We start from the raw sequence: 25,212 nt of genomic DNA, 5'->3' as shown, positions 1-25,212 counted from the left end.
CCCCTTCCGTCGAAGGCCCGCAACGCTCCGGCGTGGGGCTCGGGCCTAAGCCCCCAAAAACAAAAAAAGCCCGGCATCGCGGATGCCGGGCTTTTGTATTGACCGCGAAGGGCGCTGCCTCAGGCGAGCTTGCCGTGGCAGTGCTTGAACTTCTTGCCGGAGCCGCAGGGGCAGGGGGCGTTGCGCTGCAGGCGGCCCCAGGTCGTCGGGTCGTTCGGATCGACGCCGAGTGCTGCGAAGCCGGCGGCGGCGTCGGCGTTCTGCAGCAGCGGCTGGTCGAACTCGTTCTCGCCCGAGAGCGGATCGAGATGCAGCGCCTGGATGTCGTCGACATCGTCCGGCGCCAGCGGCGGCGACTGCATGATCTCGACGCGCATCATCTGCGCCGTGACGGCCTCGCGCAGGCTCTGCAGCATGCTCTGGAACAGCTCGAAGGATTCCGTCTTGTACTCGTTCAGCGGGTCGCGCTGGGCGTAGCCGCGGAAGCCGATGACCTGGCGCAGATGGTCGAGCGTGACCAGGTGCTCGCGCCACAGATGGTCGAGCGTCTGCAGCAGCACGGCTTTCTCGACCTGGCGCATGACGGTCGGCGAGAAGCGCTCGGTGCGGGCAGCTGCCGCCTCGTCGCCGGCCTTCTGCACGCGCTCCAGCACCTCGGCGTCGGCGATGCCGTCCTCGCCAGCCCATTCCTCGATCGGCAGGTCGAGATTGACGGCGGCGATCAGCGCCTCGTGCAGGCCCTTGGCGTCCCACTGCTCGGGATAGGCCTTTTCCGGGATGTGCTTGGCGACGAGACCGGCGATCACCTCGTTGCGCATGTCGTCGACGGTGGAGGCGACGTCTTCCTCGGCCATCAGCTCGATGCGCTGGTCGAAGATGACCTTGCGCTGGTCGTTCATGACGTCGTCGTATTTGAGCAGGTTCTTGCGGATGTCGAAGTTGCGCGCCTCGACCTTCTGCTGCGCCTTCTCCAGCGCCCGGTTGATCCAGGGATGGACGATCGCCTCGTCCTCCTTGAGGCCGAGCTTCTGCAGCATGCCGTCCATGCGCTCGGAGCCGAAGATGCGCATCAGATCGTCCTGCAGAGACAGGAAGAAGTGCGAATGGCCCGGGTCGCCCTGGCGGCCGGAACGACCGCGCAGCTGGTTGTCGATGCGGCGGCTTTCATGCCGCTCGGTGCCGATGACGTAGAGGCCGCCGGCGGCGAGCGCCTTGTCCTTCAGGACGGCGATCTCGGCCTTGATCTCTTCGATGCGGCGGTCGCGCTCGGTCTCGTCGAGAACCTCGCCGAGCTCGCGCTCGATGCGCATCTCGAGGTTGCCGCCGAGCTTGATGTCGGTACCGCGGCCGGCCATGTTCGTCGCGATGGTGACGGCGCCGGGCACGCCGGCCTGGGCGACGATATAGGCTTCCTGCTCGTGATAGCGGGCGTTCAGGACCTGGTGCGGCACCTTCTCCTTCTTCAGGAGCTCCGACAGCAGTTCCGACTTCTCGATCGAGGTGGTGCCGACGAGCACGGGCTGGCCGCGCTGGCTGCAATCCTTGATGACGCGGATGATCGCCTTGTACTTCTCGTTGGCCGTCCGGTAGACCTCGTCGTCATCGTCGATACGCGAGACGGGGACGTTGGTCGGGATCTCGACGACCTCGAGGCCGTAGATGTCGGCGAACTCGGCCGCTTCCGTCTGCGCCGTGCCGGTCATGCCGGCCAGCTTCTCGTACATGCGGAAATAGTTCTGGAACGTGATCGAGGCCAGCGTCTGGTTTTCCGGCTGGATCTTGACGTGTTCCTTCGCCTCCAGCGCCTGGTGCAGGCCTTCCGAATAACGGCGGCCGGGCATCATGCGGCCGGTGAACTCGTCGATGATGACGACCTCGTCGTCCTTGACGATGTAGTCCTTGTCGCGCTGGAACAGCCGGTGCGCCCGGAGGCCCTGGTTGATGTGGTGCACGACGGTGACGTTCTCGACGTCGTAGAGGGATTCACCCTTGAGCAGGCCCGCCTCGGTCAGAAGCTGCTCGAGCTTCTCGTTGCCGGCCTCGGTGAAGCTCGCGGTGCGCTGCTTCTCGTCGATCTCGTAATCTTCCGGCTCGAGGCGCGGAATGAACGCGTCGATCGTGTTGTAGAGCTCCGAGCGGTCGTCGAGCGGGCCGGAGATGATCAGCGGCGTGCGCGCCTCGTCGATCAGGATCGAGTCGACTTCGTCGACGATCGCGTAATGATGCGGGCGCTGCACCATCTGGCCGAGCTCGTACTTCATGTTATCGCGCAGATAATCGAAGCCGTACTCGTTGTTGGTGCCGTAGGTGATGTCGCAGGCATAGGCCGCGCGGCGCTGGTCGTCGTCGAGGCCGTGCACGATGACGCCGACCGACAGGCCGAGGAAGCGGTAGAGCTTGCCCATCCATTCGGCGTCGCGGCTGGCGAGGTAGTCGTTCACGGTGACGACGTGCACGCCCTTGCCGGTGAGCGCGTTCAGGTAGACGGGCAGCGTCGCCACCAGCGTCTTGCCTTCGCCCGTCTTCATTTCCGAGATCGAGCCGTCGTTCAGAACCATGCCGCCGATCAGCTGGACGTCGAAATGACGCATGCCGAGCGCGCGCTTGGCGCCTTCGCGGACGGTGGCGAAGGCGGGGATCAGCAGATCGTCGACCGACTTGCCGGCCGCGATCTCGCGCTTGAACTGTTCGGTGCGAGCGCGGAGCTCGTCGTCGGAGAGCTTCGACAGCTCGTCTTCCAGCGCGTTGATCTGCGCGACCTTCGGGCGGTAGCCCTTGACGCGGCGGTCATTGGCGGAGCCGAAGATTTTGCGCGCGAGCGAGCCGAGACCGACCATTGGTCATCCTTGATGTTGGTCCGGACCGCCCGAAGTGGGATGGACGCCGGGTTATTGGTTGTCGGCGCGATCGCATCGGCTGCGACGAAGGCCGGAAACCGCTAGGCACGCCGTCACCCCAGACGTCACAGCGTTCTGGACGCCGAGTTCCGAGACAGATAAGAGGGGGCACAATGGTTGTCAACGTGGGCACCGGCACGTCCAATGCCCGGAAAATGCCGGAATTGCAGCAGATCCACCCACTTGATCGTGTCGGGTAGTCCGTACTCTTCACTTATCCCTCCGTAACGGAACAGGACAAGTCCATGACGTCACGTGTTTCATCTTCCCTGACGGCCCTGCGCGGCCCCGCTTTGGCCGTCCTCGGCCTGATGGCGATGGCGCTTCCCGCGGCGGCCCAGGACGCGGCTGCCAAGGACACGGCGCCGGCAGCGGCAGCGGCGGCTGTCGATCCGCAGACGGTGCTCGCCACTGTCAACGGCCAGCCGATCACCGAGGCCGACCTGACGCTCGCCGGCGAGGACTTCGCCGAGGAGCTGGCCAAGGTCGCTCCCGACCAGCGCCGCAAGGCGATCCTCGACGTGCTCGTCGACCTGCGCCTGATGGCGGGCGCCGCCGAGCAGGCCGGGCTCGACAAGTCCGACGAGTTCCAGCGCCGCCTGGCGCTGCTGCGCGCCCGCGCGCTCCGCAACGAGTTCTTCCGCACCAAGGTCGACCTCGCGGTCACCGACGAGGCGGTCAAGAAGCGCTATGAGGCGGAAGTCGCCAAGATCGTGCCGGAAGAGGAAGTCCACGCCGCGCACATCCTGGTCGAGACCGAGGACGAGGCCAAGGCCATCATCAAGGAACTCGACAAGGGCGGCGACTTCGCCAAGATCGCCCAGGAGAAGTCCAAAGACCCCGGTTCGGGCAAGATGGGCGGCGACCTCGGCTTCTTCACCAAGGGCAAGATGATCAAGGAGTTCGAGGACGCGGCCTTCGCGCTCGAGCCCGGCAAGTACACCGAGAAGCCGGTCAAGTCGCAGTACGGCTTCCACGTCATCAAGTCGATCGAGAAGCGCAAGCAGCCGCTGCCGACCTATGACCAGGTCAAGGACCAGGTCCGTCAGCTCGTGCTGCGCGACACCTTCGTCGACACCGTCTCGAAGCTCCGCACCGACGGCAAGGTCGATATCCTCGACCCGGCCCTGAAGGCGGCCCCGGCGACGGCGCCGGCCCAGTAGGCCCGCGCTGACGCGAGGATAACGCCTCGTTAACGGATCGCTAACGGAAGGGCCGGACATCGTCCGGCCCTTTTGCTTGGGCGAGGGGGCGGGGAGGGCGCCGAAACGGCTTGCGTGTGACCAAGGCTTCGGGCAGAGGGATGGCTTTCCCGTGCCCGAAACAGCCGAGGCATCATGTCCACCGCCGTCTCCCCGCTCGCCGTTCCCTTCCCCGACATGCCGCCGATCGAGGGCGTCCGCTTCGCGACCGCCGAGGCCGGCATCAAGTACAAGAACCGCCTCGACGTTTTCCTGGCGCTGTTCGCCGAGGGAACCACGGTCGCCGGCGTCTTCACCAGGTCGAAATGCCCGTCGGCGCCGGTCGACTGGTGCCGGGAATCGCTTGCCGGCGGCACCGCGCGGGCGCTGCTGGTCAATTCGGGCAATGCCAACGCCTTCACCGGCAAGAAGGGGCGCGAGACCACGAGCCTGCAGGGTGAGCTGGCGGCCAAGGTCGCGGGTTGCCGCCCCGACGAGGTCTTCCTCGCCTCCACCGGCGTGATCGGCGAGCCGCTCGACGCCCAGAAATTCGCCGCCGTCCTGCCGGATGCCGCGGCCCGCGCCGCCAGCGGCCCCTGGGTCGACGCCGCCCGCGCCATCATGACCACCGACACCTTCCCGAAGGGCTCGACCCGCTCGGTCAAGCTCGGCGACGCCACCGTGACGATCAACGGCATCGCCAAGGGCGCCGGCATGATCGCGCCCGACATGGCGACGATGCTCTCCTTCGTCGCCACCGACGCCGCCATCGCCGCGCCCGTGCTGCAGGCGCTGCTCTCGAAGGGCGTCGACGGCAGCTTCAATTCCGTCACCGTCGACAGCGACACCTCGACCTCCGACACGCTGCTGCTCTTCGCGACCGGCAAGGCGGCCGGCGCCGAGCTCGTCACAGATCCGGCCGATCCGCGCCTCGCCGATTTCGCCGAAGCGCTGGACGCGATCCTGCTCGATCTGGCCCAGCAGGTGGCGCGCGACGGCGAGGGCGCCCGCAAGCTGATCGAGGTCCGCGTCGAGGGCGCCGTCTCCGACGCCTCGGCCAAGCGCATCGCGCTGTCGATCGCCAATTCGCCGCTGGTCAAGACGGCGGCCGCCGGCGAGGACGCCAATTGGGGCCGCGTCGTCATGGCCGTCGGCAAGGCCGGCGAGCCGGCCGACCGTGACCGCCTGTCGATTTCTTTCGGCGAAACCCGCGTCGCCTTCGAGGGGGAGCGCGATCCGGACTATTCGGAAGCCGCCGCTTCTGCCTACATGAAGAACAAGGAAATCGTGATCACGGCCGAAATCGGTCTCGGCAGCGGCCGGGCTGCGGTTTGGACCTGCGATCTCACCAAGGAATATGTCGCGATCAATGGCGATTATCGGAGCTGATACGACCGGAACGGAGGGCAGGTTGCCGACGACGCTCGCGATCGAGGCGGCGTGCCTTTCCGCCTGGCCGGCGCTGAGCACGGTCCATGACGGCGCCTGGGTCTGGCGCTTCGCGCATGGCTACAGCAAGCGCGCCAACTCGTTCCAGAGCCTCGATCTGGCCGACGATGGCGATGCCGAGCGCCGTATCGCCTATCTGGCGGCGCTGTCGTCGCGCAACGGTATCGAGCCGGTGTTCCGGGTGACGCCGCTGGCGGGCCCCGGCATCCTCGAGGCGCTGGATCGCAAGGGTTGGGCCCCTTTCGAGGAAAGCCGCGTCCTCGCCATGGATCTCGACGGGCATGATTTCGCCCGTACCGGCGACGTGCGCTTTTTCAATCCGACCGATCCGCGCTGGTTCCGGGCCCAGACGGCGCTGAGCGCCGCCTCCGCCAAGACCGTGGAGATCCTGAAGACCCTGCTCGGCCTGATCGCGCCGGAAGCGCGCGGGATCGTCGCCTATGCGCCGGATGGAACGCCGGCCGCCGCCGCGCTCGCCGTCAATGCCGGCGGCATCGGCGTCTTCCTGAATGTCGTCACCGACAAGACGAAGCGCCGCCAGGGCTATGGCGCCGCCGTCATGCGGGCAGCGCTCGGCTGGACGGTCGAGAACGGCGCGCGCTACGCCGCCATCCAGGTGACGACCGAGAACGAGCCGGCGATCCGGCTCTATGAGGGCCTCGGCTTCGTCGAGCAGTATCGTTACCACTACCGCCGCCCCGCCTGATCCGCCTGTCCCCGAGGTCCTGATGACACGCCGCCTTGTTCTCGTCGTTGCCTGCGCGCTGGTCGATGCCGACAACCGCATCCTGATCGCGCAGCGGCCCGAGGGGAAGGCGCTCGCCGGCCTCTGGGAGTTTCCGGGCGGCAAGGTCGATGCCGGCGAGACGCCGGAAGACGCGCTGATCCGCGAATTGCGCGAGGAGCTCGGCGTCGAGACCAAGACTGCTTGCCTGGCGCCGCTGACTTTCGCCAGCCACACCTATGACGATTTCCATCTCCTGATGCCGCTCTATGTCTGCCGCCGCTGGACGGGCTTCCCGCAGAGCCTCGAGGGGCAGGCGCTCAAATGGGTGCGGGCGAAGCAGCTCCGCGACTATCCGATGCCGCCGGCCGACGAGCCGCTGATCGCGCCGTTAATCGAGCTTTTATGAGTTTGCGCCAGCTTGGGGCCTGAAGGCGTCGCATTTCGCGACGCGAGGGGACGCGTGGCATTGCCGCTGGCGTCCGGGGCAAGGCATCCCATGCGCGCGGCCGCTGGACAATCCCTGAAGCGTTTCCTGCGCCATCGGCGCGGATCGATCCTGGCCGAATACGGCCTGATCATCGGCGTTATCGTGATCGCGCTGATCGGCGTGACGGTGACGGGCGGCGGGATCGTTGCGCTCTGCGAACGCCTCGTCGCGCTGGTGATCGGCGCCTGATCGCCCTTATTCGCCGCCCTTCTCTTCCGAGTTCCTGGATTCCGCATCCTTCCGCGCCGCCTCGATCGCGTCGGCGAGCCGCATCTTGGCGGAGCCCGGCTTGAGCGGCTTCTGCTGGCTCTCATGCGGCGCCCAGCCGGAAAGCGCGATCAGTTCGAACGTCGCGCGGATGCGGCCATCGGCATCGGCATAGCGCTCGGCATAGAGGCTGGCAGCGCGGGCGAGGATCGCGCGCGTCAGCGGCCGCGGATCGCGCGCCGTCAGCGCGTTGGTGGCGCCCATGGCGCGGAGATCGCGCATCAGGTGGAACATGCTGTCGTAGCGGACCGTCAGCCGGTCGCTGTCGGTGACGGGAAGGGCGAACCCGGCCCGCTGCAGCAGCGCGCCGATGTCGCGGATGTCGGCGAAGGGCGCGACGCGCGGGGCGGCGCCGCCGCGTATGTCGCTCTCCGCGATCGTCAGCACGGTGCGGAGCTCGTTCAGCGTGTCGCCGCCGACCAGCGTCGCCAGGAAGAGGCCGTCGGGGCGGAGCGCCCGCTTGATCTGGGCGAGCAGGCCGGGGAGGTCGTTGACCCATTGCAGCTGCAGCAGGCTGACCGCCAGGTCGAGCGAGCCGGCAGCGAGCGGCAGCGCCTCGCTCTCGTCGATCGGAATGCGCTCGACGACACCGCCCTGTCCGGCCTCGGCCAGCGCCTCCACGAGCGCCGGCGACAGGCTGCCGATGTCGGCGCCCTGCTCGAAATGGCGGTTCACGGTCGCCAGCCGCTCGACGAGATCCTCGATGGCGCGGGTCAGCAGGAAGTCGCTTCCCGCGACCGCCATCCGCTCTGCGCGGGCGCGGTGCTGATCGAGGAGCCTGCGGTCGAAGAGAGTGGGGGCGCCGGCCATGACGTGCTTTTCTGCTGATGCGGGTTGGCGCGGTTATGGAACTCCCCGCCCTTCCGGTCAAAGACGTTCTGCATTACGTTGCGTAATGCGAGAGGGGAAGGCGGACGCTTTGCGGGGCCTGCTGCGATCGTTCGGCGCGCGGACGGGCGCTGCCGGGCGGTGGGCCATCGATCTCGCCCTGCCGCCGTCCTGCATGGCCTGCGCGCGTCCGGTGGCGACGTCAGGGGCGCTCTGCGCCACCTGCTGGGGCGGCCTTCGCCTGATCGAGCGTCCCTTCTGCCAGCGGCTCGCCATTCCCTTCGGCTACGACATCGGCGCCGATGCCCTTTCGGCCGAAGCGATCGCCGACCCGCCGCCCTTTGGGCGCCTGCGCGCCGTCGCGGTCTATGACGCGGTATCCGGACCGATCGTCCAGGCGCTGAAGTATCATGATCGCACCGAGCTTGCCCGCTCGATCGGCGCCATGATGGCGCGGGCCGCGGGCGATCTGGCGCCGGAGGCCGACCTCGTCGTTCCTGTGCCGCTGCATCGGGGTCGCCTCTGGCAGCGGCGCTTCAACCAGTCGGCCATGATCGCCGAGGCGGTGGCGCGCCGGATCGGCAAGCCGCATGTCCCCGACGGGGTCGACAGGATCAAGGCGACCCGCCGGCAGGTCGGCCTGAAGGCGAACGAGCGCGCGGCCAATGTCCAGGGCGCGTTTCGGGTCTCGGCGGCGGCCCGTCCGAGTGTCGCCGGCCGGCATATCCTTCTGGTTGACGACGTCTATACGACCGGCGCCACGGTCAAGGCCGTGACGCGGGCGCTTTTGCGGGGCGGCGCGGCGGCGGTCGACGTCGTCGTCTTCGCCCGGGTTGTCGAAGGGCTGGGCTGAGGCCTATATAGGCCACTCCCAATCGTCAGGATCGAACATGGCCGAAGTGATTATCTACACCCGGCAGGCCTGCGGATACTGCTCCGCCGCCAAGCGCCTGCTGGACCGGAAGGGTGTTGCCTATGTGGAGTTCGATGCCACCGGAAAGCCGGATTTGCGGCAGGAAATGATCGAGCGGGCCAACGGTCGGGCGACCTTCCCGCAGATATTCATCGGTAGTCACCACGTCGGTGGCTGCGACGACCTGCATGATCTCGACGGCCAAGGCCGTCTGGACTTACTGCTGGCGTCCTGATCGGCGCCAATTTCCCATAGTCAGTCAAGGAGAGAGCCGATGTCGAGCTTCAAAGCGGCTTGTGTCCAGATGCGCAGTGGCCGTTCGGTGGCGCAGAATGTCGACGATGCGGAAGCGCTCATCCGCGCCGCCGCGGCGGCAGGTGCCGGCTACGTGCTGACGCCGGAGATGACGACCATTCTCGATCGGGACAAGGAGGCGCTTCTCGCCGCCATCGGCCCGGAGGAGGTCGATAACTCGCTGCAGCGCTTCCGCGAGATCGCGCGCGAGCTCGGCATCCATCTCCATATCGGCTCGATGGCGATCAAGCTCGCCGACGACCACATCGCCAACCGCTCCTTCCTGATCGCGCCGAACGGCGCTGTCGTTGGCCGCTACGACAAGATCCACATGTTCGACGTCGATCTCTCGGGTGGCGAGAGCTACCGCGAGTCGGCCACCTATCGCGCCGGCGATACCGCCGTCGTCGCCGATCTGCCCTGGACCAAGCTCGGGCTGACGATCTGCTACGACGTCCGCTTCCCCGCGCTGCACCGGACGCTCGCCAAGGCCGGCGCCGCCGTGCTCGCCGTTCCCGCCGCCTTCACCAAGAAGACGGGCGAGGCGCATTGGCACGTCCTGCTGCGCTCGCGCGCCATCGAGACCGGCTCCTACGTCATCGCCGCCGCGCAGGCCGGTCACCATGAGGACGGCCGCGACACCTATGGCCACAGCATGATCGTCGATCCGTGGGGCAAGGTTCTCGCTGAAGCCGATGACCAGCCGGGCTTCATCATCGCGGAAATCGATCCGGCCTTCTCGGCCTCGGCCCGCCAGGCCATCCCCGCGCTTCTCAACGCCCGCGATTTCTCGCTTCCGGAAATGCCGCAGGTCGGCTCTTTCGTGAACTGACCGGCCATCCCCATATAGAGTTCATGATCCGGTACAATCTCGTCTGCGTTGCAGGCCATGACTTCGAAAGCTGGTTTCGGGATGCGGGCGCCTTCGACAAGGCGGCCGCCGCGCATGCGGTATCCTGCCCGCAATGCGGCACCACGGACGTCGTCAAGGCCTTGATGGCGCCCTCGGTCGCGACCGCGCGCAAGCGGGAGGCGGCGGCGCTCGCTGTCGCATCCCCCGATCCGCGTCAGGTCGTGATGGTCGAAATGATGCGCCAGCTGCGCCGGCACGTGACCGAGAACGCGGACTATGTCGGCGACAAGTTCGCCGAGGAAGCGCGCAAGATCCACTATCAGGAGACGGAGGCGCGCGGCATCTATGGCGAGGCGTCGCCGGAAGAGGCGCGCTCGCTGATCGAGGAGGGCGTCGAGTTCCTGCCCCTGCCGGCGTTGCCGGAGGAAGGCAACTAGGGCATTGGTTTGGTCGCGTTTTCTTCACGCGAACCGGTACCCACTTCGCTCGAAAACGCTATCGCCGCGGCGGGCAGGGAATCCCCTACCGCCGCACCGCCGACAGCATGTAGTTGACGTCCATGTCGGGCGAGACGTGCCACTGGTCGCGCAGCGGGCTGTAGACCACGCCGGTCTCGGCCGAGACGTCGAGACCGTTCTCCGCCAGCGCTGTGGATAATTCCGAAGGCTGGACCAGCTTGTCGTAAGCGTGCGTCCCGCGCGGCAGCCAGCCCAGCACCACCTCCGCTCCGAAGATCGCCAGCGCCCAGGCTTTTGGCGTGCGGTTGATGGTCGAAAGCACCATCAGCCCGCCCGGCTTCACCATCGCCGAAATCTCGCGGATGAACAGCGGCAGGTCGGCGACATGCTCGACGATCTCCATCGCGAGCACGATGTCGAAACGCTCGCCGGCGGCGCCGAGCGCCTCGGCCGTCGTGGCGCGATAGTCGATCGAAAGCCCCGCCTCGCGGGCGTGCAGCTCGGCGACGCCGATATTGGTGGCCGACGCATCCGCGCCCACAACGTCGGCGCCGAGCCGCGCCATCGGTTCCGACAGCAGGCCACCGCCGCAGCCGATATCGAGGACCCGGAGGCCGGATAGCGCCTTCGGATCCTTGGGATCGCGGCCGAAAAGCTTCGTCGCTTCGTCCTTGATGAAGCCGATGCGGATCGGGTTCAGCCGGTGCAGCGGGCCAAACTTGCCCTTCGGCGCCCACCACTCGCTGGCGATCGCGGAAAAATGGGCGATCTCGTCCTGATCGACGGTCGAGGCGGACGGGGAGGGGACGGTCTCGGGCGCGGTGGACATGGGCGGCTCCTTCTCAGGCGGAACGTCGTTGGCGCGGCGGGCGAAGTCAAGCCGCAGGCACGGGCCGATCTCACGGGCCGATCTCTCGGGCATGGGCGCTGCATGCGCGTAGTTCAATCCCCGATAGGCGGGCTGTGGCGTTTCGCCGTCGCCGTTGCGGCTTCAATCCGAAGCCGCTATGAAGGCGCCCGTCCGGTTGTTCTTGTTAGCCGGAACTCCTTCAATCCCTTCCGCAATTGCTGCGGAACCTGCCCTTCAAAGGTTGATGATGGCCCGGCTGGTGATGAAGTTCGGCGGAACGTCCGTCGCCGATATCGAACGCATCCGCAATGTGGCTCGTCACGTCAAACGGGAGGTCGAGGCCGGCTTCCAGGTCGCCGTCGTGGTTTCCGCCATGTCGGGCAAGACCAACGAGCTCGTCGCCTGGACCCGCGACGCCGCCCCCATGCACGATGCGCGCGAATATGACGCCGTCGTCGCCTCGGGCGAGCAGGTGACCTCCGGTCTTCTCGCGATCGCGCTGCAGGAGATGGGCATCAACGCCCGTTCCTGGCAGGGCTGGCAGATTCCGATCCGCACCGACGGCGCCCATGGCGCCGCGCGCATCGTCGACATCGACGGCTCCCAGCTGATCGATCGGCTCGAGCAGGGCCAGGTCGCGGTCGTCGCCGGTTTCCAGGGCATCGGCCCGGACAACCGCATCGCGACGCTCGGCCGGGGCGGTTCCGACACCAGCGCCGTCGCCATCGCCGCCGCCATCAAGGCGGACCGCTGCGATATCTATACCGATGTCGACGGTGTCTACACGACCGATCCCCGGATCGTGCCGAAGGCCAAGCGCCTCGATCGCGTCTCGCATGAAGAAATGCTCGAGATGGCGTCGCTGGGTGCCAAGGTGCTGCAGGTGCGCTCCGTCGAACTGGCCATGGTGCATGGCGTGCGGACCTTCGTGCGGTCCAGTTTCGTCGATCCGCAGGACCCGCGGCTCGGCGATCCCAACAATCCCCCAGGCACCCTCATTTGCGACGAGGACGAGATCGTGGAAAAGCAGGTTGTCACCGGCATTGCCTATGCCAAGGACGAGGCCCAGATCTCGCTCCGCGAAGTCGCCGACAAGCCGGGCGTCGCCGCGGCGGTGTTCGTGCCGCTGGCCGAGGCCAACATCAATGTCGACATGATCGTGCAGAACGTCTCCGAGGACGGCACGACGACCGACATGACCTTCACCGTTCCGACGGCCGATTTCGACCGCGCCTGGAAGGTGCTGGAGACGGCCAAGGATTCGATCGGCTATGTCAGCGTCCAGGGTTCGCGCGATCTGACCAAGGTGTCGGTGATCGGCATCGGCATGCGCAGCCATGCCGGCGTCGCCGCCTCAGCCTTCAAGGCGCTGGCCGGCAAGGGCATCAACATCCGCGCCATCACCACGTCCGAGATCAAGATCTCCATCCTGATCGACGCGGCCTATACCGAGCTCGCGGTCCGGACGCTGCACTCGCTCTATGGGCTGGATGCTGCCTGATCAACAGGCTTTCCGAGCCTACGAAACAACATTGTACCTTCTGCCTAACTCGTGCCACGAGTAGGAAGCAAAGCATGCCGGAGCGCGGCCGAATCGGTCGCATCCGGAAGGCGGTTTTCGATGGTCGGAACCCGTCATAGTTCAAGCATTGGGGAAGGCGGACCATGCGGGGTTCACTCGCCGGGCCGCGCGTCCTGCTCCGTCGCCTGCGCGAGATCATGGCGGAGCCGATCAGCGCGCAAGACCGGCTCGACAAGATCGTCGCCCAGATCGCGGCCAACATGGTCGCGGAGGTGTGCTCGGTCTATGTGCTCCGCGCCGATGACGTGCTCGAGCTCTACGCGACCGAGGGCCTGAACCGTTCTGCCGTCCACCATGCCGGGCTGCGGGTCGGCCAGGGCCTGGTCGGTTTGATCGCCTCCGAGGCGCGTCCGCTCAATCTGCAGGACGCCCAGAGCCACCCATCCTTCGCCTACCTGCCGGAAACCGGCGAGGAGATCTACAACGCCTTCCTCGGCGTGCCGATCCTCCGCGCCGGCCGGACGCTCGGCGTCCTCGTCGTGCAGAACCGCGCGCATCGCACCTATTACGACGAAGAAGTCGAAGCGCTGCAGACGACGGCGATGGTGCTGGCCGAGATGATCGCCGTCGGCGAGCTGCAGGGCCTCGCCCGGCCCGGCACCTCGCTCGACGTCAAGCGCCCGCTGTCGCTCAAGGGCACGCCGCTTTCCGACGGCATCGCGCTCGGCCATGTCGTGCTGCACGAGCCGCGCGTCGTCGTCACGCAGCTGATCGCCGAGGATACCGACAAGGAAAGCCAGCGCCTCGAGCAGGCGATCGCCAATCTGCGCCTTTCGGTCGACGACATGCTCTCGCGCGACGACATCGCGCTCGCCGGCGAGCATCGCGACATCCTCGAAGCCTATCGGATGTTCGCCTATGACCGCGGCTGGGTCCGTCGCATGGACGAGGCGATCCAGAACGGCCTTTCGGCCGAGGCGGCCGTCGAGAAGGTCCAGAGCGACACGCGCGCCCGCCTGCAGCGCCAGACCGATCCGTATCTGCGCGAGCGGCTGCACGATTTCGACGACCTCGCCAATCGCCTGCTGCGCGAGCTGATGGGCAAGTCGCATGGTCCCGACGGCGGCAGCCTGCCGAAGGACGGCGTCATCGTCGCGCGCAACATGGGCGCCGCCGAGCTGCTCGACTATGACCGCAGCCGCCTGCGCGGCCTGGTGCTGGAGGAGGGCGGGGCGACCAGCCACGTGACGATCGTTGCTCGCGCGCTCGGCATCGCCACCATTGGCCGCGCCGCCAACATCGTCTCGCTGGTCGAGAACGGCGACCCGATCATCCTCGACGCCGACACGGGCGAGGCGCATGTGCGGCCGCCGGCGGATGTCGAGGCGGCCTATGCCGAGAAGGTCAAGTTCCGCGCCAAGCGACAGGCCCAGTACCGCCTGCTCCGCAACAAGCCCGCGGTGACGATCGACGGTCATCGCGTCGCGCTCAACATGAATGCCGGCCTCCTGGTCGACCTGCCGCATCTCGCCGAGGCCGGCGCGGAAGGCATCGGCCTGTTCCGCACCGAGCTGCAGTTCATGGTCGCCTCGACCATGCCGCGCCTCGACGAGCAGACAGCGCTCTACGAGGCCGTGCTGAAGGCGAGCGGCAATCGCCCGGTCGTGTTCCGCACGCTCGACATCGGCGGCGACAAGGTGCTGCCCTACATGCGGATGCAGCCGGAGGAGAACCCGGCGCTCGGCTGGCGGGCGATCCGGCTCGGCCTCGACCGCCCGGGCCTCCTGCGGATCCAGCTGCGCGCACTGCTGCACGCGGCCGGCGGGCGCGAGCTGCGCGTCATGCTGCCGATGGTCACGGAAGTCGGCGAAATCCACCGCGCTCGCGCCCTGCTGGAGCGCGAGCTGACGCAATTGCGCCGGCACGGTCACAAGGAGCCGACGCGCGTGCTGCTCGGCTCGATGCTGGAAGTTCCGGCGCTGCTGTTCCAGCTCGATTCGTTGATGGAGGCCGTCGATTTCGTCTCGGTCGGCTCCAACGATTTGCTGCAGTACATGACCGCGAGCGACCGTGGAAACACCCGCGTCGCCACCCGTTTCGATCCGCTGTCGCGGCACTTCCTGCGCACCCTGCGCATGATCGTCGAGGGCGCCGACCGCAACGGCACGCCGGTGACGCTCTGCGGCGAGATCGCGAGCCGTCCGCTGGCGGCGATGGCGCTGGCCGGGATCGGGTTCCGCTCCCTGTCGATGTCGGCGGCGGCCATCGGCCCGGTCAAGGCGATGCTGCTCGCCCTCGACATCGGCCGGCTCAAGGCCGTGCTCGACCCCATGCTTGCTCTGGACGATGGTGGAGACGGCGTCCGCGCGGCGCTCACCGCCTTCGCCGAATCCGAAGGCATACCGATCTGACTACGTTGCTCCCTACCGGACTTCCCTGGGACAAGATCAATCATCTCGTCGCCCGCGCCGAAGTGATCGATCAGAAGCTCGCTGCGACCAGCGATGGCGGCACCCTCGTGCAGCTCTCCAAGGAGCGGGCCGAGCTGCAGGACATCGTCGAGGCCGTGCGCCGGCTGAAGGCGGCGGTCGACGAGCGCGCCGCGCTCGACGACCTGGCCGATGACCCGGAGATGGCGGCGCTCGCGGAGGAGGAGCGCGATGCTCTCGACGGCCAGGTCGAGACGCTCATCCAGGAAATCCGCATCCTCCTCCTGCCGCGCGACGCCGCCGACGAGAAGAGCGCCATTCTGGAAATCCGCGCCGGGACCGGCGGCGACGAGGCGGCGCTGTTCGCCGGCGACCTCTTCCGCATGTACCAGCGTTACGCGCAGCTGCATGGCTGGCGCATGAACGTCCTGTCCGAAAGCGAGGGCGAGGCCGGCGGCTACAAGGAAATCATCGCCGACGTGACCGGCAAGGGCGTGTTCGCCCGGCTGAAGTTCGAATCGGGCGCGCACCGTGTCCAGCGCGTGCCGGAGACGGAATCGAGCGGCCGCATCCACACCTCCGCCGCCACGGTCGCCGTGCTGCCGGAGGCGGAGGATGTCGACATCGATATCCGCCCCGAGGACATCAAGATCGACACCACGCGCGCCTCGTCGGCCGGTGGACAGCACGCCAATACGACCGACACCGCCGTTCGCATCACCCATCTGCCCACGGGAACCGTGATCGTCGTCGCCGGCCGGTCGCAACACCAGAACCGCGCCCAGGCCACGCAGATCCTGCGCGCGCGGCTGTTCGACATGGAACGCGAGCGCCTCTCGTCCGAGCGCGCCGCCGACCGCAAGGGCCAGGTCGGCTCCGGCGACCGGTCCGAGCGCATCCGGACCTACAATTTCCCGCAAGGGCGCGTCACCGATCACCGGATCAACCTGACGCTGTACAAGCTCGAGGCGGTGATGGCGGGCGACGCGCTCGACGAAATCATCGGGCCGCTGATCACCGAGCACCAGGCCGGGCTGCTGGCGGCGCTCGACGCATGACCCGGGACCACACATGACTGCTGCGGCCGCCACGCTCGGCGCCGCGCGGCGCATGGCGGCGAAGCGGCTGGCGGCGGGCCTTGGCCCCGAAGCGACTCCGGCGCTCGACGCGCGCGTGCTGGTCGCCGCGGCGCTCGGCGTTCCGCCGGATCGCCTTCTCTTCCTTCCCGAGGACCGGCTGCTTTCCGACGCTGAGACGCAGGCCGTCGAGGCGTCGATCGAGCGCCGGCTGGCCGGCGTGCCCGTGGCCCGGATCGTTGGCGAGCGGGAATTCTGGGGCATGTCCTTCCGTCTCTCCGACGCCACGCTGGTGCCGCGTCCCGATACGGAAACGCTGGTCGAGGCGGCGCTTGCCTGGATCGACCGGGAGGGACGCCGGCAGGAGCCGCTCCGCATCGTCGATATCGGCACCGGCAGCGGCGCCATCCTCATCGCGCTGCTGAGCGCCTTGCCGAACGCCGTCGGGATCGGCGTCGATCTTTCGGAAGCGGCGGCCCGCACGGCGCGCGACAATGCCGAGCGACTGGGATTTGCCGAACGGAGCCGCTTCGTCGTCGGAGCCTGGTCGAATAGTTGCGGGCGATTCGATGTAATTGCCTCCAACCCGCCCTATATTGCGAGTGATGTCATCCCAACGCTGGATCGAGAGGTCAGGGACCACGATCCGACGCTTGCGCTGGACGGCGGCGCTGACGGGCTGGATGCCTATCGCGCCATTCTCGACGATCTCGAGCGTGTGATGGCGCCGGGTGGTGCGACATTTCTGGAAATCGGATTCGATCAGGCCGACGCCCTCCGGGCGCTGGCGCGGCAGGCGGGCTTCGATGCGTCCGTTCATGCCGATCTGGCGGGCCATGATCGTATCGTGGAACTGCACAGGATCGATTGAGATGTTCGCGGGAGGACAGATTGGCGGTGAAAGCGCCCGACTTGAATAATCCGCTTGGAAATCGGCCTCGAAACAGCTAGTTTCCGAGCCGCCGCAGATGGATTTGATGCGACTCCCGAACGCCGAAGCTACGGCCGCGATCAGGGGCCGCGCGGTTAGAGGCCACCAGATTGGCCATGAGGGTCGGATCGGGGGAGATCGGCCAGGCTCTGGTACTCCAACGTCATCTCTGCTCGGTACGACACGTATTTCCCGGATGCCCCGCCTCGGCGGTGCCAGTTTGCCCTCGGTTCGCGACGCGGACCATGGCTGCACGATCTGCGGGATTGTGAGGATCGCCTTCGCCGGTTCCGGCCTCTCGGGTTCATGCCCGGGTTGACCCGATCGACGGAATTGTCCGATGGGCGCTTCGCCCCGGTCGATGAGATTGTTTGACCTTGTTGGTCACGGAAGAGAAAATTCATGAGACAAGGACAGCAGAACAACAATAACAACAAGCGGATGCGCGGGCGGAACAACAACAATAACAACAACAACAACCGCAAGGGCCCGAACCCGCTGACCCGCTCCTATGAGAGCAACGGGCCGGATGTGAAGATCCGCGGCACCGCGCTCCATATCGCCGAAAAATACGTGACGCTGGCGCGCGACGCGCAGTCGTCCGGCGACCGCGTCATGGCGGAAAACTATCTGCAGCATGCCGAGCACTATTTCCGCGTGATCGCGGCTGCGCAGGCGCAGAACCCCCAGAACAACCAGCAGCCGCAGCCCTTCTATCGCGCCGAGCAGGACGACGAAGGCCTCGACGAGGAAGACGATCGCTTCAGCGAGCGCTTCGGCCAGGCGCATCAGGATCGCAGCCAGCCGGGCAGCGAGGGCGGTGTCGCTCCCAGCGATCCGCAGCCCTACACCAATGGCGCCAATGGCGGTGATGCTTCCGAGCGCCAGGGTTCGGACCGGCAGGATCGCGGCGAGCGCCAGGATCGTCAGGACCGTGGCGACCGCCAGGAGCGTTTCGACCGCGCGCCGCGCGGCGAGCGTCAGGATCGCGGTGAGCGCCAAGACCGCAATGACCGCCAGGACCGCAACGAGCGCCAGGCTCAGCCGGATCGTCAGGGTCAGTCGGATCGTCAGGATCGCGGCGAGCGGCAGGACCGTCCGGAGCGCCAGGACCGCGCGGAACGTCAGGACCGTCCCGAGCGTCAGGCTCGTCCGGAGCGCGGCGAGCGCCGGGAGCGTGGTGACCGCGCCGAGCGGAGCGATCGCTCGCAGCTGCCGCGCTTCGTGACCGGCGAACCCGCGCCGCAGCCGGTGCTGGAACAGCCCCAGCCGGTGGTCGAGCTGCCGAAGCCCGAGCCCGTCGAGGCGGTCGCTCAGGCCGAGCCGGCGGCTCCGGCCCCGGTCGCTGAAGCGCCCGTCGAGGCAGCGGCACCCGTCGCCGCGCCGGCGCCGCGTGCGCGTTCCAGCCGTTCCACGGCCGCTGCTGCCGCCGCCGCGACGGCCGCCGCAGCCGAGCAGCCCGCGCTCAATCTGGACGGCCCGGCCGAGGGCAATGGCGACTCCGCGACGGAGGAGGAATTCCGCCCCCGCCGCCGCCGGACCACCCGGACGCGCGCCCGTGCGGCCGAGGGCGACGAGGGAGCGGCGTCCGAGCCGGCTCTCGCCGCGGAGCCGGCCGGCGAAGAGTAATCGCCGTCGTTCCTTGATTCAGACCAATGCCCGGGCGTCCTCGCCCGGGCATTTTTGTTTTGGGGCCGAGGGCAGGCGGCTGGGGCAGGGCAGATGGCGCGCCGCGCTGAAACGGGGTTGACGCGCCTCCCGTTCTGCCCGCCATAATTGTCGAGACGCCCCCTTCTGTTGCGCGGCGGCCACACCATATTACCCGTGGCGGCAGGCCACGCATGGATGTCGCCGGACGCAAGTCCATATCTTTGGAGCGGCCCATCAGCGCCTTCGGGGCAATGGGACCGGGTCAGGAGGCACATATGAATTTCGATAATTATTCCGAGCGCGCGCAGGGCTTCATCCAGTCGGCGCAGACGCTCGCCATGACACGTGGCAATCAGCAGTTCACCCCCGAGCATCTTCTGAAGGTGCTGCTCGATGACGAGGAAGGCCTCGCCGGCGGTCTGATCGACAGCTCCGGTGGCCGTTCGCGCCAGGCGCTGGCCGCGACCGAGCGCGCCCTCGAGGCGATGCCGAAGGTTTCCGGCGGCGGCGCCGGGCAGCTCTATCTCGCGCCGCCCCTTGCGAAGGTTTTCCAGCAGGCGTCCGATCTCGCCAAGAAGGCCGGCGACAGCTTCGTCACGGTCGAACGGCTGCTCCTCGCGCTCGCGCTGGAAAAGGACGCCAAGACCGCCGAGATCCTGAAGGAGGCCGGCGTCACGCCGGTTGGCCTCAATCGGGCGATCGAGCAGCTGCGCCAGGGGCGTACGGCCGATACGGCCGGCGCCGAGGGTCAGTATGACGCCCTGAAGAAATACGCCCGGGACCTCACCCAGGTGGCCCGCGACGGCAAGCTCGATCCGGTCATCGGCCGCGACGACGAGATCCGCCGCACCATCCAGGTGCTGTCGCGCCGGACCAAGAACAATCCCGTGCTCATCGGCGAGCCCGGCGTCGGCAAGACCGCGATCGCGGAAGGGCTGGCGCTCCGGATCGTCAATGGCGACGTGCCGGAGAGCCTGAAGGACAAGCGCCTGCTCGCGCTCGACATGGGCTCGCTGATCGCCGGCGCAAAATATCGCGGTGAGTTCGAGGAGCGGCTGAAGGCCGTGCTGTCGGAAGTGACGGCGGCCAATGGCGGCATCATCCTGTTCATCGACGAGATGCACACGCTGGTCGGCGCGGGCAAGGCGGATGGCGCGATGGACGCGTCCAACCTGCTGAAGCCGGCGCTGGCGCGCGGCGAACTGCATTGCGTCGGCGCGACCACGCTCGACGAATACCGCAAGCATGTCGAGAAGGACGCGGCGCTGGCTCGCCGGTTCCAGCCGATCTTCGTCGGCGAGCCGACGGTCGAGGATACGATCTCGATCCTGCGCGGCATCAAGGAGAAGTACGAGCTGCACCACGGCGTGCGGATCACGGATTCCGCGCTGGTCTCGGCGGCGACGCTGTCGAACCGCTACATCACCGACCGCTTCCTGCCCGACAAGGCCATCGACCTCGTCGACGAGGCATCGGCCAGGCTCCGCATGCAGGTCGATTCCAAGCCGGAGGCGCTCGACGAGCTCGATCGGCGCATCATCCAGCTCAAGATCGAGCGCGAGGCGCTGAAGAAGGAGACCGACCCGGCGTCGAAGGACCGGCTCGAGCGGCTGGAAAAGGAGCTGACCGATCTCGAGGAGGAATCCGCGGCCTATACGCAGCGCTGGCAGGCGGAGAAGCAGAAGCTCAACGCCGCCCAGAAGCTGAAGGAACAGCTCGACCAGGCCCGCAGCGATCTCGACAAGGCACAGCGCACCGGCGATCTGGCCAAGGCCGGCGAGCTCGCCTATGGCGCGATCCCGACCCTGGAGCGTCAGCTCGTCGAGGCCGAAAAGGCGCAGACCAGCACGATGATGGAAGAGGCGGTGACGCCCGACCATATCGCGCAGATCGTCTCGCGCTGGACCGGCATCCCCGTCGACAAGATGCTCGAGGGCGAGCGCGAGAAGCTGCTCCGCATGGAGGACGAACTGGGCCGGCGCGTCGTCGGCCAGGGCGAAGCGGTGCATGCCGTCTCGACCGCCGTTCGTCGCTCCCGCGCCGGCCTGCAGGATCCGAACCGGCCGATCGGCTCGTTCCTGTTCCTCGGCCCGACCGGCGTCGGCAAGACGGAGCTGACCAAGGCGGTCGCCTCCTTCCTGTTCGACGACGAGACGGCGATGGTGCGGATCGACATGTCGGAGTTCATGGAGAAGCACTCCGTGGCCCGTCTGATCGGCGCGCCTCCGGGCTATGTCGGCTATGAGGAAGGCGGCGCGCTGACCGAAGCCGTGCGGCGTCGGCCCTATCAGGTCGTGCTGTTCGACGAGGTCGAGAAGGCGCATCCCGACGTCTTCAACGTGCTCTTGCAGGTTCTGGACGACGGCCGCCTGACCGATGGTCAGGGCCGCACGGTCGACTTCAAGAACACGTTGATCGTGATGACGTCGAACCTCGGTTCCGACTTCCTCGCCCATCTGCGCGATGACGAGGATGTCGACGGCGTCCGCGAGCAGGTGATGGCGGTGGTGCGCGGGCATTTCCGGCCCGAGTTCCTGAACCGGCTCGACGACATCATCCTGTTCCATCGCCTGAAGAAGAGCGAGATGGGGCGGATCGTCGAGATCCAGCTCGGTCGTCTGGCCAAGCTGCTCGACGATCGCAAGATCACGCTCGAGCTCGACGACACGGCGCGCGCCTGGCTGGCGGAGAAGGGTTACGACCCCGCCTATGGTGCGCGTCCGCTGAAGCGGGTGATCCAGCGCTACGTGCAGGATCCGCTCGCCGACAAGATCCTCGCCGGCGAGATCCCGGACGGATCGCTGATCAAGATCACCGCGGGGACGGACCGGTTGCTGTTCCTGCCGCGCGGCGAGCGGGCTTCCGAAGCCGCGTGATCCCGATCGGGTGAAAAAATCGGCCCCGCGCTGCGGACGCAGCGCGGGGCCTTTTTTGTTGCTGCTACCGTCGCGGCTCAGGCGTCGCGGTCGCGCCAGCGCCCGTGGAGTGCTGCGACATCGCCGGAGCAGAGCAGGGGCATGGCATCGCGGATCTCGGCGAGATCCCAGTCCCACCACGCCATTTCCATGAGCAGGGCGATCGTCTCGTCGTCGAAACGCTTGCGGATCACCCGCGCCGGATTGCCGCCGACGATCGCATAGGGCTCGACGTCCTTGGTGACGAGCGCCCGGCTGCCGATTGCGGCGCCGTCGCCGATCCGGATGCCGGGCATGATCATCGCTTCCGCGCCGATCCAGACATCGTTTCCGATCACGGTGTCGCCGGCCGGCCTGTAGGCATCGAGCGCGCCGGCAAAGGCGGGCTCCTCCGGCACATAGAAGAACGGAAACGTCGTGATCCAGTCGTTCCGATGGCCCTGGTTGCCGGCCATCATGAACGAGGCGCCGGTGCCGATCGAACAGAAGCTTCCGACGATCAGCCGGTCGACATCGTTGCGATCGGGCATCAGGTAGCGGGCGCAGTCGTCGAACGAATGGCCGTGATAATAGCCGGAATAGTAGCTGTACCGGCCGACCAGGATGTTGGGATTGGTGACCTGCTCGGTCAGCGGCTTGCCCTGGAACGGGCTTTCGAAAAAGTTCATGGCATTTGTCCATGCCGGTGCGCCTGCGAACATCGTCGCAGCGGGCACCCCAGAAACGGGAAGATCGCCTCAGACGAGGCGGATGACAGCGGAGGCGGGCCGCCGCGCCACACGGCACGGCGGCCTGGCCGCAGCTGTCGCTCTGTCGCTTTCTGGTAACATCGAGCCTTCCGGAGAGGCCTCCCGCGCCGCGCTAACTATTTGCCGGGTCGCGTTTTCCGAACGCGAACCCGCTCTAGTTGGTGGTCTCGTCATCCGTGCTGATGGCGGCGACCTTCGAGCTCGCGGGCGTGCCGATCAGCGTGTCGATGCGCGCCTTTTCCTGCTTGAAGGCGGCCAGCATGTCGCCCTGTAGCACGCGGCCGCGCGGCAGGCGGACGCGGAGCGGATCGACCGGCTTGCTGTTGATGCGCACCTCGTAGTGGAGATGCGGGCCGGTCGAGAGGCCCGTCGAGCCGACATAGCCGATGACCTGGCCCTGTCGCACCTTGGCGCCCGGGCGGATGCCCTTGGCGATCGCCGACTGGTGGCCATAGGCGGATTCATAGCCGTTGGTGTGCTGGATCAGCGTGAAGTTGCCATAGCCCGAGCTCCAGCCTGCCTTCTCGACCGTGCCGTTGCCGGCGGCGAGGATCGGCGTGCCGCGCGGCGCCGCCCAGTCGACGCCCGGATGCAGGCGCTGGTAGCCGAGGATCGGATGCTTGCGGTAGCCGAAATTGGACCGAAGGATGCCGCCGTTCATCGGCTTGCGGATCAGGAATTTCTTGGCGCTGCGGCCTTCCTCGTCGAAATAGTCGACGACGCCGTCATCGGCCGAGCGATAGCGATAGTAGCGCTTGGTCGCGCCGTCGAGCGTGATCGCGGCGTAGAGGATTTCCTCGTCATCCGAGCTGCCGTCCGCTTCGGGCAGCGAGTGGAACACCTCAAGCGAGTCCCCCGGCGAGACGCGCGACTGGAAGTCGACGTCATAGGAGAAAATGTGGATCAGCTCGGTGATGAGCGGCGCGGGCATCTTCTGCTCCAGCGCCGTCTCATAGACCGCCTGGTAGAGCCGCGGCATCGGCCCGTCATTGCTGGTCGACGGCTGGTCGGCGGTTTCGAACTCGTCGGTCGAGGTCTCCGGCTCGTCGGCGCGGACGAACGTGTCGTCGTCGCGGCGGGCTACGGTCGCTTGATGCGAGCCCTCGTCATAGATCGAGACCCGCATCGGCCGCGGCGTCTCGCCTTCCGAGGCGAACAGGATGCGGACCTTCTGGCCGGCATGCAGATCCGACAGGTCCATCAGATCCGACATGGCGGAAAGGATGCTCTGCGCGTCGGGTTCGGCGACGTCGTTCTCGGACAGGATTTCCTGCAGCGTCTCCTTCTTCTCCACGACCGCGATGCGTTCGTCGGAAGGAAGCGCGGTGCCGGTTTTCGAAACGAAGGAGACGTTTTCCGGCACGATGCGGACGCCGAGCGCCGAGAACGGGTCCGTGCCGCTTTCGTCGAAGGAAAAACGGTCCGGGTCGACATAGGGCATGGCCGCGATATGCATGTCGCCGCTGGCGTTCGTCTGCACCGAAGCGCGGGCGATCTGCTCTACTTCGATCGGGCTGAAGCTCGGTTCGTCCTCGCCGGGCGCCTGGTCGAGCGGGAAATCCACGACCTTGACCGAGACCTCGCCCTCGACATTGACGCCGTAGATCTGCTCCTGGTCGGCGCTGATCTTCGTGTCGGCGGCCTGCGGCTCGACATCGCCGCTGGCTCCCTCTTCGTCGGCGGCCACGAGGCCCTCGTCGCCGCCGTCGCCGGAGGCGCCTTCGTCGTCGATGACGCCGAGCTTCTCGGCCGGGGCGGGGGCCGCGTCGTCGCCGCCACCGCCGCGCGGACCGGCAGCCGCGGCGACGATCTTGGCCGGATCATAGGCCGGAACGTCGTCGCTCAGCGCCGTGATCGTCGTGGCGATCGACGTCGAGATCTTGGCGAAGGGCTTCAGCTTGATGAGGTCGCGGTCGCCCTGCTTGGTGACGGTGCTGACCTGGACGACCTGGCGATCGGAGGCCGGCTCGCGCGCCGTGCGGATGCGGTCGCCCTTGGCGCCGTTGGTCAGCGGGACGTCGCCGCCGGATTCCGACGCCCGCAGGGAGCGGCCCGCCTCCGGCGGAAAAGCCAGCTGGTGCCGGCCGTCCAGCGCCGCGATCAGCGCGCCGCCCATCAGGATCGTCGAGGTAAAACCGGTGAGGACCGTGCCGGTCAGCCAGCGGATGCTGACGCTTCGGCGCTGCGGAACGCCCTCGCGCGTGTCGCCGACGGTCAGGGGCGGTTCGCGGCCGAGGTCGATCCCCTCACCGTGGAAGCCTCTCGCAGGCGCGCCGTTGCGCGTCGATCCCTTCACGGTCCCGTCTACTCCCCGTCGCGGGCGGCTTGGCCGCCGCCTGTCTTTGATCCCGCCTGTCTCGCAATGACGGAGGAACATGCCGTCAGCAGCGCTCCAAGTCAACGAAACGGTTCCGAAGGACGGCCTGGACGCGGTCTCGGGGGGAGATCGTCCGTCGCTGCAAAGCGGCGCGCCGTCTTCTGGTCATGCTGTGAAGTCGGCCTTCTTCATGTCAGCAATATGGCTGGTGACCTCTTTCCCCGCCCTCGCGCGCGCTCGTGTGCGCGTGACGCGGAAGATGGATGTGCGCACCACGCGGAAGAGGGAAGAGGGAAGAGGGAAGAGGGAAGAGGGAAGAGGGAAGAGGGAAGAGGGGGGGCTTCGGAGCCGTTCGCGATCTCCAGCGGTCGCGGCGGCCTGGTCAGGGGCGCAGAAGCGCTCCGCGTCGATATCCGTGC

20 protein-coding genes are annotated in these 25,212 nt (G+C 67.3%); 15 read left to right on the top strand and 5 right to left on the bottom strand.

Annotated elements, in window-relative coordinates; genetic code table 11:
- Positions 1 to 119: 119 nt before the first annotated feature.
- Positions 120 to 2,837: a preprotein translocase subunit SecA gene (secA, locus tag K32_RS18560; protein ID WP_201400932.1), complete on the bottom strand. Its 2,718-nt coding sequence runs from the start codon at positions 2,835 to 2,837 to the stop codon at positions 120 to 122.
- 305 nt (positions 2,838 to 3,142) lie between these two features.
- Here secA and K32_RS18555 point away from each other — a divergent pair, with 305 nt between their 5' ends.
- The 5 genes from K32_RS18555 (at position 3,143) to K32_RS18535 (ending at position 6,930) form a co-directional block, all read left to right on the top strand.
- Positions 3,143 to 4,060: a peptidylprolyl isomerase gene (locus K32_RS18555; RefSeq protein WP_244669606.1), complete on the top strand. Its 918-nt coding sequence runs from the start codon at positions 3,143 to 3,145 to the stop codon at positions 4,058 to 4,060.
- Between the two features lie 174 nt (positions 4,061 to 4,234).
- A complete protein-coding gene (gene argJ / locus K32_RS18550) occupies positions 4,235 to 5,467 on the top strand; it encodes a bifunctional glutamate N-acetyltransferase/amino-acid acetyltransferase ArgJ (protein ID WP_201400931.1) in 1,233 nt (410 codons plus the stop codon).
- A gap of 22 nt (positions 5,468 to 5,489) precedes the next feature.
- Positions 5,490 to 6,233, top strand: coding sequence for an N-acetyltransferase (locus K32_RS18545; protein ID WP_201400930.1), 744 nt, complete (start codon positions 5,490 to 5,492; stop codon positions 6,231 to 6,233).
- 22 nt (positions 6,234 to 6,255) lie between these two features.
- Positions 6,256 to 6,660, top strand: coding sequence for an 8-oxo-dGTP diphosphatase MutT (gene mutT, locus K32_RS18540; RefSeq protein WP_201400929.1), 405 nt, complete (start codon positions 6,256 to 6,258; stop codon positions 6,658 to 6,660).
- Between the two features lie 90 nt (positions 6,661 to 6,750).
- Positions 6,751 to 6,930, top strand: a complete 180-nt coding sequence (locus K32_RS18535) for a Flp family type IVb pilin (protein ID WP_201400928.1) — start codon at positions 6,751 to 6,753, stop codon at positions 6,928 to 6,930.
- Between the two features lie 6 nt (positions 6,931 to 6,936).
- Here K32_RS18535 and K32_RS18530 read toward each other — a convergent pair whose 3' ends face one another.
- Complete coding sequence (locus K32_RS18530) at positions 6,937 to 7,818, bottom strand: methyltransferase domain-containing protein (protein WP_201400927.1); 882 nt, start codon at positions 7,816 to 7,818, stop codon at positions 6,937 to 6,939.
- 109 nt (positions 7,819 to 7,927) lie between these two features.
- Here K32_RS18530 and K32_RS18525 point away from each other — a divergent pair, with 109 nt between their 5' ends.
- Genes K32_RS18525 through K32_RS18510 form a run of 4 tightly spaced genes read left to right on the top strand, consistent with a single transcriptional unit; the run spans position 7,928 to position 10,333 of the window.
- Complete coding sequence (locus K32_RS18525) at positions 7,928 to 8,689, top strand: ComF family protein (RefSeq protein WP_244669604.1); 762 nt, start codon at positions 7,928 to 7,930, stop codon at positions 8,687 to 8,689.
- A 37-nt stretch (positions 8,690 to 8,726) separates the two neighbouring features.
- Complete coding sequence (gene grxC, locus K32_RS18520; RefSeq protein ID WP_201400926.1) at positions 8,727 to 8,984, top strand: glutaredoxin 3; 258 nt, start codon at positions 8,727 to 8,729, stop codon at positions 8,982 to 8,984.
- Positions 8,985 to 9,023: 39 nt separating this feature from the next.
- Positions 9,024 to 9,875 carry a carbon-nitrogen hydrolase family protein gene (locus tag K32_RS18515; protein WP_201400925.1) on the top strand — a complete coding sequence of 284 codons (852 nt, stop codon included), beginning with the start codon at positions 9,024 to 9,026 and terminating at the stop codon, positions 9,873 to 9,875.
- Between the two features lie 23 nt (positions 9,876 to 9,898).
- A complete protein-coding gene (locus K32_RS18510) occupies positions 9,899 to 10,333 on the top strand; it encodes a DUF1178 family protein (RefSeq protein ID WP_201400924.1) in 435 nt (144 codons plus the stop codon).
- A gap of 85 nt (positions 10,334 to 10,418) precedes the next feature.
- Here K32_RS18510 and ubiG read toward each other — a convergent pair whose 3' ends face one another.
- A complete protein-coding gene (gene ubiG, locus K32_RS18505; protein WP_201400923.1) occupies positions 10,419 to 11,183 on the bottom strand; it encodes a bifunctional 2-polyprenyl-6-hydroxyphenol methylase/3-demethylubiquinol 3-O-methyltransferase UbiG in 765 nt (254 codons plus the stop codon).
- Between the two features lie 268 nt (positions 11,184 to 11,451).
- Here ubiG and K32_RS18500 point away from each other — a divergent pair, with 268 nt between their 5' ends.
- The 6 genes from K32_RS18500 to clpB all read left to right on the top strand — a co-directional run bounded on the left by K32_RS18500 (position 11,452) and on the right by clpB (position 21,688).
- Positions 11,452 to 12,705 carry an aspartate kinase gene (locus K32_RS18500; RefSeq protein ID WP_201404557.1) on the top strand — a complete coding sequence of 418 codons (1,254 nt, stop codon included), beginning with the start codon at positions 11,452 to 11,454 and terminating at the stop codon, positions 12,703 to 12,705.
- Between the two features lie 164 nt (positions 12,706 to 12,869).
- Positions 12,870 to 15,137 carry a phosphoenolpyruvate--protein phosphotransferase gene (gene ptsP / locus K32_RS18495; protein ID WP_201400922.1) on the top strand — a complete coding sequence of 756 codons (2,268 nt, stop codon included), beginning with the start codon at positions 12,870 to 12,872 and terminating at the stop codon, positions 15,135 to 15,137.
- Positions 15,138 to 15,142: 5 nt separating this feature from the next.
- Complete coding sequence (gene prfA / locus K32_RS18490) at positions 15,143 to 16,213, top strand: peptide chain release factor 1 (protein WP_201400921.1); 1,071 nt, start codon at positions 15,143 to 15,145, stop codon at positions 16,211 to 16,213.
- A 13-nt stretch (positions 16,214 to 16,226) separates the two neighbouring features.
- A complete protein-coding gene (gene prmC, locus K32_RS18485; RefSeq protein WP_201400920.1) occupies positions 16,227 to 17,102 on the top strand; it encodes a peptide chain release factor N(5)-glutamine methyltransferase in 876 nt (291 codons plus the stop codon).
- A gap of 462 nt (positions 17,103 to 17,564) precedes the next feature.
- A complete protein-coding gene (locus K32_RS18480; RefSeq protein WP_201400919.1) occupies positions 17,565 to 18,791 on the top strand; it encodes a DUF4167 domain-containing protein in 1,227 nt (408 codons plus the stop codon).
- A 296-nt stretch (positions 18,792 to 19,087) separates the two neighbouring features.
- Positions 19,088 to 21,688: an ATP-dependent chaperone ClpB gene (gene clpB / locus K32_RS18475; protein ID WP_201400918.1), complete on the top strand. Its 2,601-nt coding sequence runs from the start codon at positions 19,088 to 19,090 to the stop codon at positions 21,686 to 21,688.
- Between the two features lie 77 nt (positions 21,689 to 21,765).
- Here the strand turns inward: clpB and catB are convergent, their stop codons facing one another.
- Positions 21,766 to 22,395 carry a type B chloramphenicol O-acetyltransferase gene (catB, locus tag K32_RS18470; protein WP_201400917.1) on the bottom strand — a complete coding sequence of 210 codons (630 nt, stop codon included), beginning with the start codon at positions 22,393 to 22,395 and terminating at the stop codon, positions 21,766 to 21,768.
- A 235-nt stretch (positions 22,396 to 22,630) separates the two neighbouring features.
- On the bottom strand, positions 22,631 to 24,772 hold the full coding sequence (locus K32_RS18465; protein WP_201400916.1) for a M23 family metallopeptidase: 2,142 nt from the start codon (positions 24,770 to 24,772) through the stop codon (positions 22,631 to 22,633).
- Positions 24,773 to 25,212: the final 440 nt, after the last annotated feature.

This window comes from Kaistia sp. 32K (assembly GCF_016629525.1).
In the GTDB taxonomy this organism is placed as follows: Bacteria; Pseudomonadota; Alphaproteobacteria; order Rhizobiales; family Kaistiaceae; genus Kaistia.
The sequence above is the reverse complement of the archived record's forward strand: the minus strand, read 5'-3'. Positions and strand labels throughout refer to the sequence as shown.

What these genes read in the sequence shown, in the direction of transcription:
- secA (WP_201400932.1), bottom strand. Translation starts at nt 2,837, where the DNA reads ATGGTCGGTCTCGGCTCGCTCGCGCGCAAAATCTTCGGCTCCGCCAAT.
- K32_RS18555 (WP_244669606.1), top strand. Translation starts at nt 3,143, where the DNA reads ATGACGTCACGTGTTTCATCTTCCCTGACGGCCCTGCGCGGCCCCGCT.
- argJ (WP_201400931.1), top strand. Translation starts at nt 4,235, where the DNA reads ATGTCCACCGCCGTCTCCCCGCTCGCCGTTCCCTTCCCCGACATGCCG.
- mutT (WP_201400929.1), top strand. Translation starts at nt 6,256, where the DNA reads ATGACACGCCGCCTTGTTCTCGTCGTTGCCTGCGCGCTGGTCGATGCC.
- K32_RS18535 (WP_201400928.1), top strand. Translation starts at nt 6,751, where the DNA reads ATGCGCGCGGCCGCTGGACAATCCCTGAAGCGTTTCCTGCGCCATCGG.
- K32_RS18530 (WP_201400927.1), bottom strand. Translation starts at nt 7,818, where the DNA reads ATGGCCGGCGCCCCCACTCTCTTCGACCGCAGGCTCCTCGATCAGCAC.
- grxC (WP_201400926.1), top strand. Translation starts at nt 8,727, where the DNA reads ATGGCCGAAGTGATTATCTACACCCGGCAGGCCTGCGGATACTGCTCC.
- K32_RS18515 (WP_201400925.1), top strand. Translation starts at nt 9,024, where the DNA reads ATGTCGAGCTTCAAAGCGGCTTGTGTCCAGATGCGCAGTGGCCGTTCG.
- K32_RS18510 (WP_201400924.1), top strand. Translation starts at nt 9,899, where the DNA reads ATGATCCGGTACAATCTCGTCTGCGTTGCAGGCCATGACTTCGAAAGC.
- ubiG (WP_201400923.1), bottom strand. Translation starts at nt 11,183, where the DNA reads ATGTCCACCGCGCCCGAGACCGTCCCCTCCCCGTCCGCCTCGACCGTC.
- K32_RS18500 (WP_201404557.1), top strand. Translation starts at nt 11,452, where the DNA reads ATGGCCCGGCTGGTGATGAAGTTCGGCGGAACGTCCGTCGCCGATATC.
- ptsP (WP_201400922.1), top strand. Translation starts at nt 12,870, where the DNA reads ATGCGGGGTTCACTCGCCGGGCCGCGCGTCCTGCTCCGTCGCCTGCGC.
- prmC (WP_201400920.1), top strand. Translation starts at nt 16,227, where the DNA reads ATGACTGCTGCGGCCGCCACGCTCGGCGCCGCGCGGCGCATGGCGGCG.
- K32_RS18480 (WP_201400919.1), top strand. Translation starts at nt 17,565, where the DNA reads ATGAGACAAGGACAGCAGAACAACAATAACAACAAGCGGATGCGCGGG.
- clpB (WP_201400918.1), top strand. Translation starts at nt 19,088, where the DNA reads ATGAATTTCGATAATTATTCCGAGCGCGCGCAGGGCTTCATCCAGTCG.
- catB (WP_201400917.1), bottom strand. Translation starts at nt 22,395, where the DNA reads ATGAACTTTTTCGAAAGCCCGTTCCAGGGCAAGCCGCTGACCGAGCAG.